Raw genomic sequence first — 17,083 nt, forward strand, 5'->3', positions numbered from 1 at the left:
TCCTCCTTGCTGCTAAATAATATTTAAGGAAATAATGCTGTTGCTTTAAGACCGGTATTTTCCGGAAACCCAAAAATAAGATTCATATTCTGGACTGCCTGTCCGGCTGCTCCCTTGAGCATATTATCAATGGCAGAAACAATAATAATTCTATCTGTGCGCTGATCATATTTAAAACCAATCTGGGCAAAATTTGAACCAGCTACATTTTTAATTTCCGGCAGCTGATCTACCAGCACCTCTACAAAACCTTCCTGATTATAGGCCTGCTGATATAGTTCCAGAATTTCTGCCTCAGAACTTTTCTCCTTCAAATTAAGATAAATTGTTGCTAAAATTCCTCTTTTAATTGGAACCAGATGCGGAGTAAATAACACGCTGGCTCTTTTTTTAGCTGCCGATTTATCAGAATCTACTTTCCCCGGCTCCAGCTCATATTCTCCTGCCAGAAACTGATTTGATATATATTCAATTTCCGAACTATGTCTGTGGACCCCCGGACTGTAAGCCTTGATTGTGTTATGAGTCTCCGTAAAAAGTAAATTTTGTTTTAAACTGCGCCCGGCTCCACTGACCCCGGATTTAGCATCAATAATAATCGAACTGAGATCAGCCTTCGAAAACTGCAGCAGTGGTAAAATTCCAAGCAGTGATGCTGTAACATAACAGCCAGGATTTGCCACTAAATCAGCCTTTTCAATCTTTTCTCGATTTAATTCTACCAGTCCGTAGACGGCTTTTTTTGCCAGCTCAGGGTGCTGATGCTCCACACCATACCATTCCTGATAAACTTCTACATTATGGTAGCGAAAATCACCACTTAAGTCTATAATTTTTGTACCTTTACCGTAAAGTTCTCCCACAATATTTTGCGAAACTCCGTGAGGTAGAGCTGTAAATATCAGGTCACTTGCTTCCGGTTCAAAATCTTCCATTGCAATTAGCTGATAATCATTTAAACTCGAAGCTCTAAACTGTGGATAAAGATCAACCAGTCTCTGGCCGGCACTGCTTTTGGAAACTAAATCTTTAATTTCAACTTCTGGATGCTCATGTAAAAGCCGCATTAGCTCAATTCCCACATAGCCGGTAGCTCCAACTATCGAAACTTTTCTCATCTGCTCAACTCCTTTAAGACTCAACTGACTATCAAAAATAATTAAACTTTTAAATTATATCTTTGGCTTATTTTATCGCATTAAAGTATTCGAATCAAGCTATTTGACTAATTTACATAGATAAAACCCAAAAAGTGTTAAACGGTTAATATAAATTGCCTGTTGAATGGTTTAAGATTATTTATAGAATATTTGGAACAGTGTATGATAAATTTACATATGACGGATAAATTAACTTATATTAATAAGGGAGGAAAAAATAATGTTTAAAAAGTTTATGTATTTTAGTTTAGTTGTATTACTAATTCTTTCAAGCTCATCGTTAATTTTAGCTCAGAATACTGGCAATAATCAGGATCCAGCGCAAGATGTTTTTACTTTAGCTTTAGAAGATTATAATCAGGAAAATTATAGTTCAGCAGCTGAAAAATTCCAATCTTTACTGGAAAGAAATAATTTAAGTGAGGACCTCAGATTTAGTGTTTTGTATTACTCGACTATGACTGCAATAAAAAGATATCAGACTGCTCAGGCGATTGACTATCTGGAGAGCTTTAATCAGGCTGGATTTCAGGATTCTAATTTAAACTGGAAAATTGGAGAACTGTTTTTAAACAAAGCTGGTCAATTTGATAGTGCTAATTTTGAAAAAGCACTGGAATATCTCAAAAAAGCAGAAAAGATGGGACTTGATAAACTACCATTTAAAAGAGATCTTGCTTATGCATATCTTGAAAATCAGAAACCTGAAACAGCAGAAAAAATATATCAAGAAATAATTAATGAAGAGGCAACAGCTGCTGACTATTTCAATTTAGCCAGAATTAAAGAAAAACAGGAACAATTTCCCGAAGCTGTAGAGTATTACGAAAATGCAAGAGATATGAATGAAAATCGAAGCTCATTGTATTTAAATCTTGGTAATTTATATCAAAAATTAGAAAATTATGATTCTGCTGTTACTATTTTTAATGAAGGAATTGAAAACAACGATAATTTTGCCCCTTTATATATAGGATTAGGCGAAAGTTATCTTAATCTGGAAAATTATACAGAAGCCGAAAAAGCACTCAAAAAGGCAGTAGAAATCAATGAAAATTCATATTATGGTTACTACCTGCTGGGAGATATTGAAAATCAAAAAGGAAATCAGAGTCAGGCTTTCAATTATTTCGATCAGGCTCTAAAAAACAATCCTGATTATGTAGAAGCCTATCTGGGCAAAGGTCAGGTACATTTAGCAAGAGAAGAATATCAGAATGCTATTTCAAGTTTCACAACAGCGGTAGAAAAGAATCCAGATTATGCTAAAAGTCATTATTATCTGGGTCAAGCTTATCATCAGGCTGGAATGCTAGAAGAGGCTGCAGCTGAATTTCGAGAAACACTGCATATCAATGATAGATTCCCGGAAGCGAGAAACCTTTTAGAAGAAATTGAGGGAGAACTTAATAAGAATTAAAACAAGAAAGGATAACTAGAAAGGATGGTGTTATAAAATGAGAATTTTAATTACAGTCATTGCGGTTCTTGCAATCTTGGTAACTGCAACAATTACCAATCCTACTAGTGAAGAATTCATCAACTGGGGAATTGCAGAAATTAGAGGCCAGTCTGATAGTGATATAGAAAGGATACTGGGCGGTACAGTTTCAGAACCAGTTGATGAAGTAGATACAGAAATGAGTGATTATGTTTTCTTTACAGTTTTCACTATCCAGGAAAATGAAGCAGAATATAGATATCTAGGAGTATTTAATACCTTCTTTAATCTAAATTAGTTATTCAAATTGTTAGAATCCAGAACTATTTATTTTTAAATAATTAAAAAGGAGGATTTTTATGAAGCAGTTTGAACTTAAAAACGGAAATAAAATACCAGCTTTAGGACTGGGAACTTCTGGTCTAAGAGGAGAAGAATGTACTACAGTTGTTAAACAGGCGCTTGAGCTTGGTTACCGACATATTGATACAGCTGATATGTATGGGAATCATCGAGCAATTGCTGAAGCGTTAAATGAATCTGATGTGGAAAGAAATGAACTTTTCATTACCTCTAAAATCCAGAGTCAAGATTTAGAATATAAGCAGCTGTTAAAATCAGCTGCCAGACTTTTAACTGAACTGGATATTAAATATTTTGATCTGCTCTTAATTCACTGGCCTAATCCTGATATCCCGGTTGAAGAATCGCTTAAAGCAATGCAGGAATTAAAAGAAGACGGCAGAGCCATAAATATTGGAGTCAGCAATTTTACAATTCCACTTTTAAAAGAGGCACTTGAGCATCATCCTGATCTGGTGACTGTTAATCAGGTAGAGTTTCATCCAACACTTTATCAAAAAAATCTTCTGGATTTTGCTTTTAAAAATGATGTCATTTTAACTGCTTATAGTCCTCTGGCTCAGGGAGAAGTTTTCAATAATAGTGTCTTAAAAGACCTGGGAGAAAAATATGATAAAACACCGGCTCAACTTGCTTTAAGGTGGTTAATTGAAAAAGATATTGTTGCTATTCCAAAAGCAAGTTCTAAGGCCCACCTCAAAAACAATTTAGATGTTTTTGACTGGAATTTCCCGGTTGATGCAGCCAGAGAAATGGAACTTTTAGATCAAAATAACCGCCTGATTGACCCCGGTTATCCTGATTTTGACTAAAATAAAAAGTTTAAATCCCCACTCTAAAATCAGAAATCATTTCTGACAAAAAGTGGGGATATTTTATGCTTATTACCTGTAAGAGAACCTTCTACTGTCAGCGTTAATTTCTTTGTTATATTAATACTTGTTTTATGAAATTTGCTTAATTGTTAACTGATAATAGATTAAGTAATATATACCAACAACTAATTAAATATCTCTATTAATTTATTTTTTTCTTCCTTATTCAATTCTATGCTACTACAATCCCCTTCTTTTAAAAAGCATTTTTCACTTTCCTCATAATAAAATTTTAAAACATCATAATAATTGAATTTTTTTAGTACTCTTAATTTTTTGTTTAATTTTTCCTGAAAAATAACTGCTTTTATATTATTTCCATTTTTATAGCTATTCCATATTTTATTAAATTCTTCCATTAGAATAAATGAATAAGTACTAATTATAGAATTATTGTTTCTTAATGCTGTTAAGAATAAATCATCTGATTTATAAATTATTTCAAGATTTCTATTGTTTTTTTTATAAATCTCTATTTTGTTTATATCTAAATCAGGGTCATAATCAGTTAGTAAAATAATTCCGTTAATATTGTTTTTTTTAACTAAATTATTCACTTCTATATGTTTAAGAGCTTGAGGTGCCATTTCTAAATATAAAGTTATATTTTTATTTAAGTACTTGGAAATATAATTCTTATTTTTTTTATAATCTTCAACAAATTTAGCTGATATATTTAAAGAAAAAGCTAAATTATTATGTTTTTCTATTTTTTTAATAATTTCATCTAAACCAAAATATTGATTTAACACCAAGTCAATAATTACATTTGAATTTTCAGGTAAAATTTTAAATATTTTATTATAATAATTTAAACAGTTAAGATTAGATGTATTATAATTATCACTTTCAATAAAAAAATTTTTAATACCCTTGTTTTTATATTTAGATATCATTTCAGAAATTCTTTCATAGTTTATTTTATTATCTGTATCAAGAAATATAATTATTGGCACATAAATATTATTCATTTTTTTCACCTCAAAGCAAAACCCAATATTTTTAAATTAAAGTTTTCACTGCGGAAAAATCATAAAAAACTGAACTTTTCCGCAGTAAATATAATTCAATTATTATGAATTATTTCTTTTAAATCTTCCAACAAACTATAAACTACAGGAACAAATATTAGCAGCAACATGGTGGAAGAAAATAAGCCTCCCATAACTACCTTAGCCAGCGGCGAATACTGTTCTGTCCCCACAGCTAACTCTAAAGCCAGGGGTGTCATGCCGGCAAGTGTAGAAAAGGTAGTCATTAAAATTGGTCTGAACCTTAAACGTGCTCCTTCTAAAATTGCCTCTTTAGTACTTTTTCCTTCTTTTTCTGCTTCAATAACAAAATCAATTAGATGAATAGCATCATTAACAGCAATACCGGAAAGTAATATCAGTCCCATCATAGCAGGCATCGAAAGATAGGTATTGGTAAGCAAGAGAGCTGCCACTACACCTACTAATTCTAAGGGAAGAGAGATCATAATCGTAATCGGATGCAGCAGTGATTTAAACTGCGATACTAAAAGCAGATAAATAAAGGCCACTGCAAAAACAAGGGCAACTCCTAATCTGCTAAGAGCTTCATTCATATCATCCTGCTGGCCGGTAACCGCAGCATTATAGTCAGTCGGCAGCTGATAATCTGCAATAACTGCTTTAATATCCTGATTAATCTTACTTAAAGCTCTATCCTTACTGAATCCTAAAATATCCAGGGTATACTGCATATCTTCTCTGCTGATCAAGTTTGGTCCTTTAGTCACTCTAATATCCGCAATTTCTCTTAAGGGAATACTTTCTGCATCAGGACTGACAATCATCAAGTTTTCTAAATCATTTTTATAAACCATCTGCTTATCTTTATATTTAACTAAAATATTTAGATCATCCTGCTCAGGAAGAGAAAAATTTTGTAAAGCATCAATGCCACTAACTGCAGCTGAAATTTGCTGAGAAATTTCTCTGGTACTTAAATTTAGTTCAGCCGCTCTTTTTTCATTTATATTAATGTGATACTCAGGACTATTGAGAGCCCATCTCAAATTGATGTTGACTGCTCCTGGAACTTTCTTGATTTTTTCTGCCAGTCCCTGAGCAAAATCATATAAAATCTCTGGCTCCTCTCCGCTTAATCTAATTATTAAAGGTGCCTGGGTTGTGGAAACAGAGGTTGCCCCTGCTTCTTCAACTACATAGGCTCTAATACCCGGGACTTTAGCTATTTTATTTCTCAATTCCTCCTGTATTTCCCAGATTGATCTTTCTCTATTATTTCTATTTTTATAAGTCAGAGACATAAACGCCTGCTGTACCCCATTGGCTCCTGTTGTTGCTTGAGTACTTGCTCCCGGTTCAAAACCAAGCTGAGTTGAATAAATCAATAACTCGGGAACAGATTCTACTATTTTTTCAACTTTTTTAGCCACCTCTTCAGTTTTAGCAAGTGAGGAGCCAGCCTCTGTTTCTATAGAAATATAACTCTGACCGCTGTCCATTACCGGTGTCATCTCTGCACCAATTAAAGGAATTAAACTTAAAGTTACTATTAATAATACTACTGCTGTTGTAATGACAATTGCCCTATTGTTTAAAGATTTCTCCAACAAGTTTAAATAATATTTCCTGGAGCTTTCCAGAAGTTTAGTAAATAAAGCTACTATATTTTTAAAAAAGGCTAATATCTTAAAAGATTTCTTTTTTTCTTCTGCCTTTAACACCATTGATAAAACAAGCGGTACAATTGTAAAAGAACTAATAACCGAACCCGTCCAGGCAAATAAAAGTGTCATTGAAAGTGGTCTAAACATCTGCTGCACAAAACCACCAATAAACATAACTGGAACTAACACTATCATTGAAGTAGTAGTTCCTGCTATAACAGCTAAAATCATTTCATTTGTTCCTTCTACTGCTGCTTTAAATGCAGATTTATCTAAGTCTTCAAAATGACGGGTTACATTTTCAATCACAACTATCGAATTATCAACCAACATTCCAATTGAAAGAATAAGACCGGTCATGGTTACTGTATTTAAACTCAAATTAAATGCCTTTAACAGTGCCAGAGTTAAAACAAAGGTCACCGGTATAGAAATTGAAACAGCCAGAGTACTCCGCCAGTTTTCCAGAAACAAAAAGATTACTATAATTGTCAAAATAATTCCTATAACTAGGGTGTTTGCCATGTTGTAAATTGCCAGCTTAACAAATTCTGACTGATCTTCTGTAATCTGAAAATTAAGTTTCGAGTATTCTGCTTTCATTTCATTTACAGCTTTTTTGACATTATCAACTACTTGAACAGTATTTGCATCCTGTTGTTTTAAAATATTTAAAGCTACAGTTTCTTCACCTTCAACCCTGAATTTACTTCTGACTTCTGCAAAGCTATCATTAACTTCTGCCAAATCTTTTAAATATATTTTGCCGTCAGGAGTAGAAGTTATTATTAAATTTCTAATTTCTTCTAAATTTTCATATTCCCCAACAATACGCAGCAGATATTCCTGATCTTTTGTTGTCAATCGCCCCCCTGGAAAGTTGATATTTTCCTGATCCAGTCTTCTGGTGATCTGAGAAATAGAAATATCATAAGCCGCCATCGCCTCGCGGTCAACATTGATCTGTATTTCTCTTTTCTTACCACCATAAACATCCACATTTGCAACTCCATTAACTAACTGCAGTCTGTTTTTTAACTGGTTATCTGCAAGGGTTCTAAGCTCTGTATCACTGCGTGGACCATTGACTGCAAGAGTTAAAATAGGACGATCAGATTTAGAGAATTTCTGAACTTTAGGCTCTTCTATATCAGCTGGCAGTTCATTTCTTATTCTACTAACTACATTCTGAACATCAACAGCTGCCGTATTTATATTTTTATCATAACCAAATTCAACACTAACTAAGGACACACCCTCCATGGCATCAGAGCTAATACTTTCTACTCCTTCAATGCTTCCCAGCTCTTCTTCTAAAGGCTCATTTATCATTTCAGCAATATCTGAGGCACTAACACCTTTATATTGAGTTTGAATACTTACTACTACAGGCTCAGTATCCGGATTAAGCTGGATGTTTAAAGTTAATAGAGCTGCAGCACCTAAAAGAATAACTGCCAGAACTGCTGCAATTGTTGTATATTTTTTCTTAACTGCAAAATCTACTAAACTCATAATTAATCATCTCCATTTTCCTGCTCGGATAAATAAACCTTTTGCTTATCCTGTAGATCATTGAGATTGCTTACTGCTATTTTATCTCCTGGTGCTAGAGAAGATCTTACAATAGTAAAATAACCGTTGCTGGCACCTTTTTTAATCTTTTTGCGAACAGCTTTACCTTCTTCAATTAAATATACATGAGATTTATTTTGATAATTAAAAATTGCTCTTTCAGGTATAATTATTACATCTTTATAACTTTCCGCAACTAAGGCAGCCGCAACAAAGCTTCCATCTTTTAAAGTTAAATTATTTTCTTTAAAAATAATTGTCACTTCTGTTGTTCTGCTTCTCAGATCTGCTGTAGAATCAATCTCTGAAATTTCTGCTTCCAGATTTCTATTCTTCAAAGCAGGGAAAGAAATTAAGACTTTAGTACCTACTTTTAATTTGTTGAGGTCTTTCATTCCCACCTGGACCTTAACTTCAAGACGTTCAGGCCGAGCTATCTCAAAAAGAGGCTGCCCCACCCCGATTAATTCACCTTCTTCTGCAAATTCTCTAACAACTTTAGCTGTAATTGGCGATTTGATCTCAGTATCCTTTAATTCAAGTCTGGCATTTTCAAATTCATTCTCTGCTTTTTTAAGCTTTTCTCTGCTGTTTTTAATATTTAATTCTGCAATTTCTACTGACTTTTCAGCACTGGCAACTGCTGCCTTCATTTTTTCTATCTGAGCGGCTGCCTTTTTGAATTGGGTTTTAGTCTGTTCAAATTTAGCTTCTGCTATAGCATTTTTGTGATAAAGTTTTTTATCACGGTTATAATCACTTTTCCACTGTGAGTAATTACTCTGAGCTTCATTTAAAGCTGCCCTGCTTTCAATTAAATTATTTTCTGAAATTTCTTTTGATAATTTGGCTTTTTTTAAAACATTTTCTGCTTCCTTAACAGCGGCCTGAGCAGAATTTAAATTGTTCTTAAGTTTCTGATCTTCTATTTTGGCTAAAAGATCACCTTTTTTAAGTGTTTCTCCTTCTTCAACATAAATATCTGTTATCTCTCCGCCAATTTGGGCAGATATTTTCCTTTTTCCTGCATATTCTACAGTACCGCTGTAATTATATATAATTTGAAAATCATCTTTTTTTACTTCAGTTGTCTCCACAGGAACTCCCAAATTTTGTTCTTCACCCATTTGCAGCTTTCTATTCTTGAGCTGTCTGATAAAAATTAAAGCAGCAGCACCAATTATAATGATTAGTAAAATTGTTAAACCCATTTTTGCTTTTTTATTCACTGCTATCTCCTCCCAGTTTTCCTGTAGTAAAGCTTTTATGGATGTTCTCCACTGCAGCTAAAATCTCGGTCTTTTTTAACTGAACTGAATATTCTGCTGCCGCCAGATTAGATTCAGCCTCAGCCACCAGCTTTTGAGCAGAAATTAATTCACTTTCAATAACTGCACCTTTTTGATATCTACTTTTTGTGCTCTGATATTCTAGTTTAGCTCTTTTTAAATTTTGAGCAGCAGTATCCACTCTGTTTTTTGCTAAGTCTAGTTGTCTTAAGAGGCTTGACACTTCAATTTTTATTTGTGCTTCTAGATTTTTTAAGCCGAATTCACTTTCTTTTAGTCTGGCTTCTGCTGCTTTAATTTCTGCATTATTTTTACCACCATCAGAAAATTGGTAACTTAAAGCAGCTGTTACTTTCCATTCGCTTTCCTGTAATAACTCCAAGTTTTTAACGGAAATATATTTTTCATTCTGCTCCCGAGTATCAGCGCTGGCGCTTAAATTAAACTGATACTTACTATTTAAAGAACTTTTAACTTTTCCATCTTCAAAAAGATATTCTCCGCCAAGAGAAAATACTGGGTTATCTTTCGAATTAAGGTATCTAATGTCTGCCCGAATAAGATCTGCATTTAACTTTTTTATCTGATAATCACTTCTATTTTTATTTGCTTTTTTTAAAAGTGATTCTTTTTTAAATTCAAAATTCCTTTTTAAACTGGTGACTTTTCTATCCACCAATTTCACTTCTGATGCATTAATACCCGTTAATAAAATCAGCTCTTCTTTAGCCTTAATTCTATCACTTTTAAGACTTTTTAGTTTCTCTCTGACTTTTTCTAAGTTTATTTTTGTTCTCAATAAATCAGCATCAGTAATCAAATTATCTGCATGTCTTTTTTTAGCATTTTGATATAATGCTTCCGCTTCAGCAACTGCTGATTTCTGACTCTTAATTAAATTATCTATTTTTATAAGATTATAGTACTGTTTAATTACAGCTGCTAAAACTTCTTCTCTAGTTTTTTTATATTCTAATTCAGCTATATAATATTTAAGATCTGCTTTATCAAGTTGAGCTTCTGTACCCAAAGATTCAGCCAGGAACTTGCTGTAATTGATTGTACTGAAAATACTCCCATCCTCAGTCAATTCTTCATCCTGCCAGGAAAGTTCACCATTTAATTTTGAATTCATTATACTGTCAGCTGCTTTCTTCTGCATTTCAGCTGCTTTCAATCTTTCTCTGGCAGATTTTAGTGTATTATTATTTCCTAAAGCTGACTTTAGAACTGCATCTAAATTTATCTCAGCTGCCACCATAGAGACCGGTATAAAGCTGCTGATAACTATCAATATAATAGTATATAAAATTATTTTATTTAGTCTCATAATCTACCATCTCCTCAAAATCTCCAGTGCTCAGATACAGTTCGGCCAGACTCAAATAATAATCAATTTTAGCATGAGAATAATTTATTTCACTCTGATAGAGTTCGACTTGAGTCTCCAAAAGCTCAGTCCCAGTAATATAATCCTCTTCAAAATATAATTTTTTTACCCTGAGTGCTTCCTTTAAACTTTCAATAACTTTTTTATAGCGCTCAATTTCTGCTATGCTATTCTGATGATCAAGATATTTACTATTAACATCAAGCTTAATCCTGTCTTTAATTAGTTCCAGCTGATTTTTTGCATTTTTTAATCCATTTTTTGCCTGCTCTGCTTCTAATTTTGAACTATAATCTGCTGAAGCAATCTGATAGTTAATTTTTTGAAGTTCTTTATTGGTCTCTGCTTCTTTGATTTCAATTCTTTTATTTAAAGCTATATTAAAAAGCTCATTCAAACTTTTATTAAGTTTCCAATCTTTCAGTTCTTTTACATTAAAATTAATTTTCAACTGCTCATTAAAGTTCAGATTTAAATTCTGTTTTAATTTAAAAACTGCTCTTTTTTTAGTATTAGTCGCTGTTTTTAAATTACTTTCTGTACTTTTTAGTTCTACCTCTGCCTGCATCACATCACTTTTTATTATACTCCCCTGCTTATACTTTTCTTTAATATTTGCTAATTCTTTTTTTAGAATTTTTCTATATTTTTTATGAATAGCAATAGAATTCTCTGCCTTGTAATAACTGAAAAAATCACTGATTAGCTCTTCTGTCACCTGATCTCTTGTAATTTCTAGATTTCTCTCTGCAATATCCATCTCAGTTTCAGCTTTTTTTAAAAACAGTGGTGAAGGTCTTAACTCCTGCTCTGCTTTTTCTTTATCCAGGGCAATTTTTTTTGCCTTCAAATTAATCTTTGCTTTTTTAACTTCTCTGTTCTCAGATAATGATTTTTCCAAATACTGCTGAAGATTAAAGCTGTATTCAGCTGCTGCAGGCACTGTAAATACAATCAGAAGAGTTACAGTCAAAAATATAAATAAAAAATTTTTAGTCATTTAAATTAAACCTCCTAGTGTGTTATCCTATCAAATATATGAATGAATATTCATTCGTATATTTGGATAAGAAACCAGCTGCTCTCACAGCCGGCATTATATTTTCTCTTTATTTTTTAAAGAGATGGTGTTTTCACATTTAAAACCTCAAATTTAGTTCCCTGATCTGCTTTCAGTTCCATTTCAGTATTGGGGGGACAGGTAATTACAGTTCCTGCTTCTACAACATTTGCCTGATCACCAATTCTTAAACTACCCTTTCCCTCAATAACATAAAAGAAAACATCAACCGGTACCTGATGACCGGGGACCCTATCCCCAGGATTTAAAACAAGGTTCATCACCTGAGCATTATCATGTTTCAAAACTGCTTTAGCAATAACTCCTCTCTTATTCTTCTTTGCTTCTAATTCACTTAATTTAATAATTTCCATCTAAATCATCCCTTTCAATTGATTAATATTTATTGTCTATATTTAAAAACTGGAATATGAATGAGCGCTCATTCATTAATATAAGTATAATACCTTAATCTATTTAGTTCTGTGATACAGCTCACAATAAATTACTCCCCGGCCAGCTAACCGGAGTTAAATTTAAAAAGTTTAAAGAGTTTCCCTATCTACAAGTTTCTCTATTATCAGTCCCATTAAAATCACCGAAATTAAAGTAAAAATAAAACGCAGAAAAGCAAATTTAAGCCCTAAAAATTGAATTTCTACCCCTATCTGCGGAATCTTTAGCGAGGCCCAGATGCCAAGAAAAATAATTATATTACTCAAACTGGGCTTTTTTTTCAGCAATTCCGAGGCCAGTGGAAAAGCGACATACATCGGACCAGCGGGTAGAGAGCCCAGAAATATGGCCAGTAATTTACCACTGATTCCTGACTTCTGACCCAGATATTTTTTTATCATAGAAGAAGGAATCCAGACATCAGCCAGCCCCATAAGCAGCAGCACAGCTGGAAAGATCATAATCATCTCTTTCGCATAGCTGCCGGACATGATGACTGCCGGGGTAAAATACTCTGATAAATATATTTTGAAAATAATAAATAGGATTGCTATAAAAATAATTGCTTTAAATAAATTAAATAATTTGTTTTTGATTTTCAACTTTTGCTCTCTCAGTTCCCCCTCAGCAGTATCGGTCCTGGAATCAGTTTTATTATTCTGCTTCACATTATCACTCCAATCAATAATGAAATTATTACTGCAAAAACAAAGGCCAGACAGTTCCTATAGAAGGTTATCTTTTTACCCAATTCTTTAATTTCTACAGGTAAAGTCACAAAGCCAACCATAGTTAAAGTTGTAATGAAGGCAGCCACCGGAGTATAGGAAGCACCTGCTTCGATCAGTGATCCAGCCAGCGGCAGAGCAATTAAGCTGGGAATCATCATTAGGGCTCCAAAAAATGCAGAAAAAAGCAGCTGAAATAAATCAAGCTCTCCCCCAAGATAAGATCTGATTAGCTCTGGAGGCAGAAAAGCAAATACCAGACCGATGGCAGTAATTATAATCAGCATCTGGGGAGCCAGTCCTAACGCTTTGATTAGAGCTTTTTTGATTCCCTGTTTTGTTTTAGTTTGACTGAAAAAAATAGAAATCAGTAGAGCAGCTAAAGCGGTTAAATTAATAAATACTGCCACTGGTGTCTCCTCCTTTTTTGTTGCTTTTATTCATTAAAAATATGTTCAATTCTTTGCCAGATAAAATCAGGTGCCTTTTCTAAAAGATTCATTTCTGGCTGAGTTAGAGCATGTTCAATAATTCCCTGGATAGAGCCAAAAAAGTATACGGCCAGTAAATGGGTATCTACTTCCTTAATTTCACCTTCTTTGACTCCTCTCTCAAAAAGATCCTCCAGCATTTTGATCAAGAAGTTTCTGTGTTCATTGATTTCACCATCTTTTTTAGCCCTAGAAAAATCTTTTTCCCTAACCAGAACTCTACCCAGTTCCGGATTTTCTCTTAAAACTGAAAAATGTCGATTTAAAAAATGGATTAATAACTCCTTCAGGGACAGATCTCTCTTTTTTAACTCAGACATTATTTCTCTTCTTCTGTCCATTTCATATTTAAAGATATAGGCCAGAACCTCATCTTTGCTGGAAAAATAATTATATATTGTGCCGACTGCCAGTCCCGCCTGGTCTGCTATATCCTGCATCCTTGTATTAAAAAATCCTTCTCGCGAAATTACTGCTACTGCAGCTTTTCTAATTTCATTTCTAGTTTCCTGTGCCACTTAAACCATCTCCTTGAATGAATATTCATTCATATTATAACAGTATAATAATTATCTGTCAAATTTAAAATACCGTTTTTATGTAGAACATTTACTACTCATTTAACCTCTTTTTTAGTTTATAAACATCCAGCCGCTCAGGTACATAATCTTCATCCCTGTTTTCTACCTCTTCTACTGGAATATTTAATTCTCTGCTCAAAATCTTTTTGATTCTACTCTCACAAAAGTTAGCCTGGCATTCTCCAGTTTTCGCCCAGGTTCTTCGTTTAACTGCATCAGTAGTTTTAATTGGGATTGAGCGGCTTAAAGCATCTAAAATTTCTGCTTCCGTAACATCTTCACAGCGGCAGATAATATTTTTTTGGGGATCCTGATGGTCTATTTCACCATTAAAATCTTCATCTTTTTCCACCACAATTGCCGGTCTGTTAGGATTAAAATCTTCTTTTTTATTCAGTTCAAGTCCAGTTCTATTTAAAATATTTATCACTTTTTTGGCTATCGCTGGAGCAGATGTAAGGCCTGGTGAGTCAATTCCAGCTGCCTGAACAAAACCCTTAACCTCTGTCTCTTCAATTATAAAATCTTCTCTGGTGCTTTTGGGTCTTAAGCCAGCAAAGGTTCTCAGCATTCTATTTGTATCAAAATCGGGTATTGATCTGCGCGCCTGATCAATTACATATTTAATATCCTTAAAATTTGTACTTACATCATTTTTTTTGTCTATTTCTTCAGCATTAGGTCCAATCATAAAGTTCCCATGGGTAGTTGTAGTCGCTACTACTCCCTTAGTCTTTGGATTTGGAGCCTGAAAAATTACTGAATTAACCAGATGGCTCTGACTTTTACTGAAAACTACATATTCTCCCCGCATTGGATAGATTTCAAAATCTGCAGCATCCAGCATATTTGCTATTTTATCTGCATAAATTCCAGCTGCATTGACAAGATAACGGCTTTCAACTTTTTCCTTTACCGTTTCTATTTCAAAATAATCATTATTTTTCTCAATATTAATTACTTCTGATTCTAATTTTAAGTCAACACCATTATCAACAGCATTTTCTGCCAGAGCAATGGTAAATTCATAGGGAGAGGTAACTCCTATAGTTTTACAGTAAAAAGCCGCCTCTACCTGATCACTGACGTGGGGCTCAATTTCTTTAATCTGATCACCATAAATAATTTCTATCTCGTCTTCAGATTGGCCAACTGCTAAAGCATTTTGATGTATTTTTTTCAGTGTTTTTTGGTCCTCAGCATCAAAGGCAAGCACAAGACCCCCGGTGTTCTGGTAACCAAAATTAAGCTCTTCGTTCAATTTTTTATACATTGTATTTCCCTGAATACAGAGTTCTCCCTTTAAAGTTCCTGCTTTTGCCACATAACCACCGTGGACAATTCCTGTATTGGCTTTTGAGGCACCAGTGGAAACATCTGACTCTTTTTCAATTAGAGACACTGAAAGATTATATTTAGAAAGTTCTCTGGCAATCGCTGAACCAACAACTCCCGCTCCTATAATACTGACATCATACATTTATTCAGCCTCCTTAAAGCTAATTGATTTAATTATACTAAATATTTTGAAAAATGTTTCTTGCAGTTAGCTTAGCCTCAGTTTATAAATAAGGCCTCCTCAAAAGAAATGAGAAAGGCCCTAAAAATTAATCTCTGCTGTATATCTTTTTATATTCTTTCTTCCTATTTCCTTTTTTAAAATTATAAATTGCTTTAACCAGAATATTATTTTCTTCAAATAATTTTTTTAGCATTTCCAGTTCAGCCGGCACAGTTATTGCCGAACCGCAATCTGAAGAAATCTCGGGCGGTACAGCTGCCATTCTGTAGTCTAAATCATTATCAAAAAGAACTCTTTCGGCTTTAATTGAATGATGAGTTGACTCAAATAAAATCAATTTATCTCTTTGTTCATTATTTACTCCCATTTAATTTTAACTCCTTTTTCTCCTTGATAAGCTTTTGCAATTACAGCTACATCCAGTCCCTCAGCATAGAGATCAATTAATAACTCAGCTGCATCTGCTTCGGCCACAGAAATTAAAAGACCTCCGGAAGTCTGAGGATCATACATTAAATCATAAAGTGTCTGATCTCTCTGACCACTTTCACTGACAAATTTCTGATAATTATCTCTATTTTTATAGGCACCAGCTGGTAAAAGACCTGATTCTGCAAATTCTCTTACTCCCTCAAAAATCGGAATCTCAGGAGCATCAATTTCGATCTGAAGACTGCTGTTTTCCGACATTTCCAGTAGATGACCGATTAAACCAAATCCTGTTACATCTGTACAGGCATTAATCTGATACTGCTCAAAAAACTTTAAGGCAGTATTATTTAGAGTTAACATTGACTTTACTGCCGGATTGCTCTGATCACCACTGGTAAATCCACCTTTAATTGCGGCAACCATGACACCTGTTCCCAGGGGTTTAGTTAATAGAATTAGATCCCCCTCCTTGATCCCGGAATTACTGAGTAAATTATCGGGATGAACAGTTCCCGTCACCGAAAGCCCGTATTTAGGTTCTTCATCTACCACCGTATGCCCACCACATAAACTGGCACCGGCTTCTTTTACTTTATCAGCACCTCCCTGAAGAATTTGAGACAAAATTTCCTCTTCCAGACAGGAAGGAAAACCTACAATATTCATTGCCAGAATCGGCTGACCGCCCATTGCATAAACATCACTCAGGGCATTAGCAGCGGCAATCTGACCAAATAAATAGGGATCATCGACTATTGGAGTAAAGAAATCCAGAGTCTGAATTAAAGCTAATTCTTCAGATAAACTATACACAGCAGCATCATCAGCCTTGTCCAGGCCGATCAATAACTTTTCTGGATCAGCAGGAAAATTAACGCGACGCAGAACCTGCGCCAGAGCCCGGGGGCCCATCTTAGATGCTCAACCAGAACTTTTGCTGTAATCAGTTAATTTAATCTGAGACATAAAATCACCAACTTCCTAATTTTATTACTTTATATCTTTATCGATAATATTTGGATCTTTAACTAATAATATAATAATTGAATTCAAACAGCAAA

Annotated in this window: 16 protein-coding genes; 3 read left to right on the forward strand and 13 right to left on the reverse strand. The window is 33.9% G+C overall.

Annotated elements, in window-relative coordinates; translation table 11 throughout:
- Nucleotides 1-23: 23 nt before the first annotated feature.
- On the reverse strand, nt 24-1,118 hold the full coding sequence (gene argC, locus C7958_RS08200) for an N-acetyl-gamma-glutamyl-phosphate reductase (protein ID WP_111572192.1): 1,095 nt from the start codon (nt 1,116-1,118) through the stop codon (nt 24-26).
- A gap of 262 nt (nt 1,119-1,380) precedes the next feature.
- Between argC and C7958_RS08205 the strand changes: the two genes are divergently transcribed.
- From C7958_RS08205 to C7958_RS08215, 3 genes are all read left to right on the forward strand, one after another.
- A complete protein-coding gene (locus tag C7958_RS08205) occupies nt 1,381-2,580 on the forward strand; it encodes a tetratricopeptide repeat protein (protein ID WP_111572193.1) in 1,200 nt (399 codons plus the stop codon).
- A gap of 37 nt (nt 2,581-2,617) precedes the next feature.
- Complete coding sequence (locus tag C7958_RS08210) at nt 2,618-2,899, forward strand: hypothetical protein (RefSeq protein ID WP_111572194.1); 282 nt, start codon at nt 2,618-2,620, stop codon at nt 2,897-2,899.
- A gap of 61 nt (nt 2,900-2,960) precedes the next feature.
- The gene (locus C7958_RS08215) at nt 2,961-3,776 is read left to right on the forward strand and encodes an aldo/keto reductase (RefSeq protein ID WP_111572195.1); all 816 of its coding nucleotides are present in this window, start codon (nt 2,961-2,963) and stop codon (nt 3,774-3,776) included.
- 188 nt (nt 3,777-3,964) lie between these two features.
- On the opposite strand, the gene C7958_RS08220 is transcribed toward C7958_RS08215, so the two are convergent.
- The 12 genes from C7958_RS08220 to selD form a co-directional block, all read right to left on the reverse strand.
- A complete protein-coding gene (locus C7958_RS08220; protein WP_111572196.1) occupies nt 3,965-4,810 on the reverse strand; it encodes a hypothetical protein in 846 nt (281 codons plus the stop codon).
- Between the two features lie 95 nt (nt 4,811-4,905).
- Complete coding sequence (locus tag C7958_RS08225) at nt 4,906-8,013, reverse strand: efflux RND transporter permease subunit (protein ID WP_111572197.1); 3,108 nt, start codon at nt 8,011-8,013, stop codon at nt 4,906-4,908.
- A 2-nt stretch (nt 8,014-8,015) separates the two neighbouring features.
- Nucleotides 8,016-9,302 carry an efflux RND transporter periplasmic adaptor subunit gene (locus C7958_RS08230; protein WP_111572198.1) on the reverse strand — a complete coding sequence of 429 codons (1,287 nt, stop codon included), beginning with the start codon at nt 9,300-9,302 and terminating at the stop codon, nt 8,016-8,018.
- Complete coding sequence (locus C7958_RS08235; protein WP_111572199.1) at nt 9,295-10,692, reverse strand: TolC family protein; 1,398 nt, start codon at nt 10,690-10,692, stop codon at nt 9,295-9,297. The genes C7958_RS08230 and C7958_RS08235 overlap by 8 nt, the downstream gene beginning before the upstream one ends.
- Nucleotides 10,679-11,752, reverse strand: a complete 1,074-nt coding sequence (locus tag C7958_RS08240) for a TolC family protein (RefSeq protein WP_111572200.1) — start codon at nt 11,750-11,752, stop codon at nt 10,679-10,681. The genes C7958_RS08235 and C7958_RS08240 overlap by 14 nt, the downstream gene beginning before the upstream one ends.
- Before the next feature lie 116 nt (nt 11,753-11,868).
- Complete coding sequence (locus C7958_RS08245) at nt 11,869-12,186, reverse strand: cupin domain-containing protein (RefSeq protein WP_111572201.1); 318 nt, start codon at nt 12,184-12,186, stop codon at nt 11,869-11,871.
- A gap of 171 nt (nt 12,187-12,357) precedes the next feature.
- Entirely contained in the window at nt 12,358-12,936 is a 579-nt protein-coding gene (locus C7958_RS08250; RefSeq protein WP_243834306.1) for a permease, read from the reverse strand.
- A complete protein-coding gene (locus tag C7958_RS08255) occupies nt 12,933-13,406 on the reverse strand; it encodes a permease (RefSeq protein WP_111572202.1) in 474 nt (157 codons plus the stop codon). The genes C7958_RS08250 and C7958_RS08255 overlap by 4 nt, the downstream gene beginning before the upstream one ends.
- Before the next feature lie 26 nt (nt 13,407-13,432).
- Nucleotides 13,433-14,005: a TetR/AcrR family transcriptional regulator gene (locus C7958_RS08260; protein WP_111572203.1), complete on the reverse strand. Its 573-nt coding sequence runs from the start codon at nt 14,003-14,005 to the stop codon at nt 13,433-13,435.
- Nucleotides 14,006-14,099: 94 nt separating this feature from the next.
- Complete coding sequence (locus C7958_RS08265; protein WP_111572204.1) at nt 14,100-15,548, reverse strand: NAD(P)/FAD-dependent oxidoreductase; 1,449 nt, start codon at nt 15,546-15,548, stop codon at nt 14,100-14,102.
- A gap of 127 nt (nt 15,549-15,675) precedes the next feature.
- A complete protein-coding gene (locus tag C7958_RS08270) occupies nt 15,676-15,957 on the reverse strand; it encodes a DUF3343 domain-containing protein (RefSeq protein ID WP_111572205.1) in 282 nt (93 codons plus the stop codon).
- Nucleotides 15,948-16,988, reverse strand: coding sequence for a selenide, water dikinase SelD (selD, locus tag C7958_RS08275; RefSeq protein ID WP_111572206.1), 1,041 nt, complete (start codon nt 16,986-16,988; stop codon nt 15,948-15,950). The genes C7958_RS08270 and selD overlap by 10 nt, the downstream gene beginning before the upstream one ends.
- Between the last annotated feature and the right edge of the window lie 95 nt (nt 16,989-17,083).

This window comes from Halanaerobium saccharolyticum (genome assembly GCF_003259895.1).
In the GTDB taxonomy this organism is placed as follows: Bacteria; Bacillota; Halanaerobiia; order Halanaerobiales; family Halanaerobiaceae; genus Halanaerobium; species Halanaerobium saccharolyticum_A.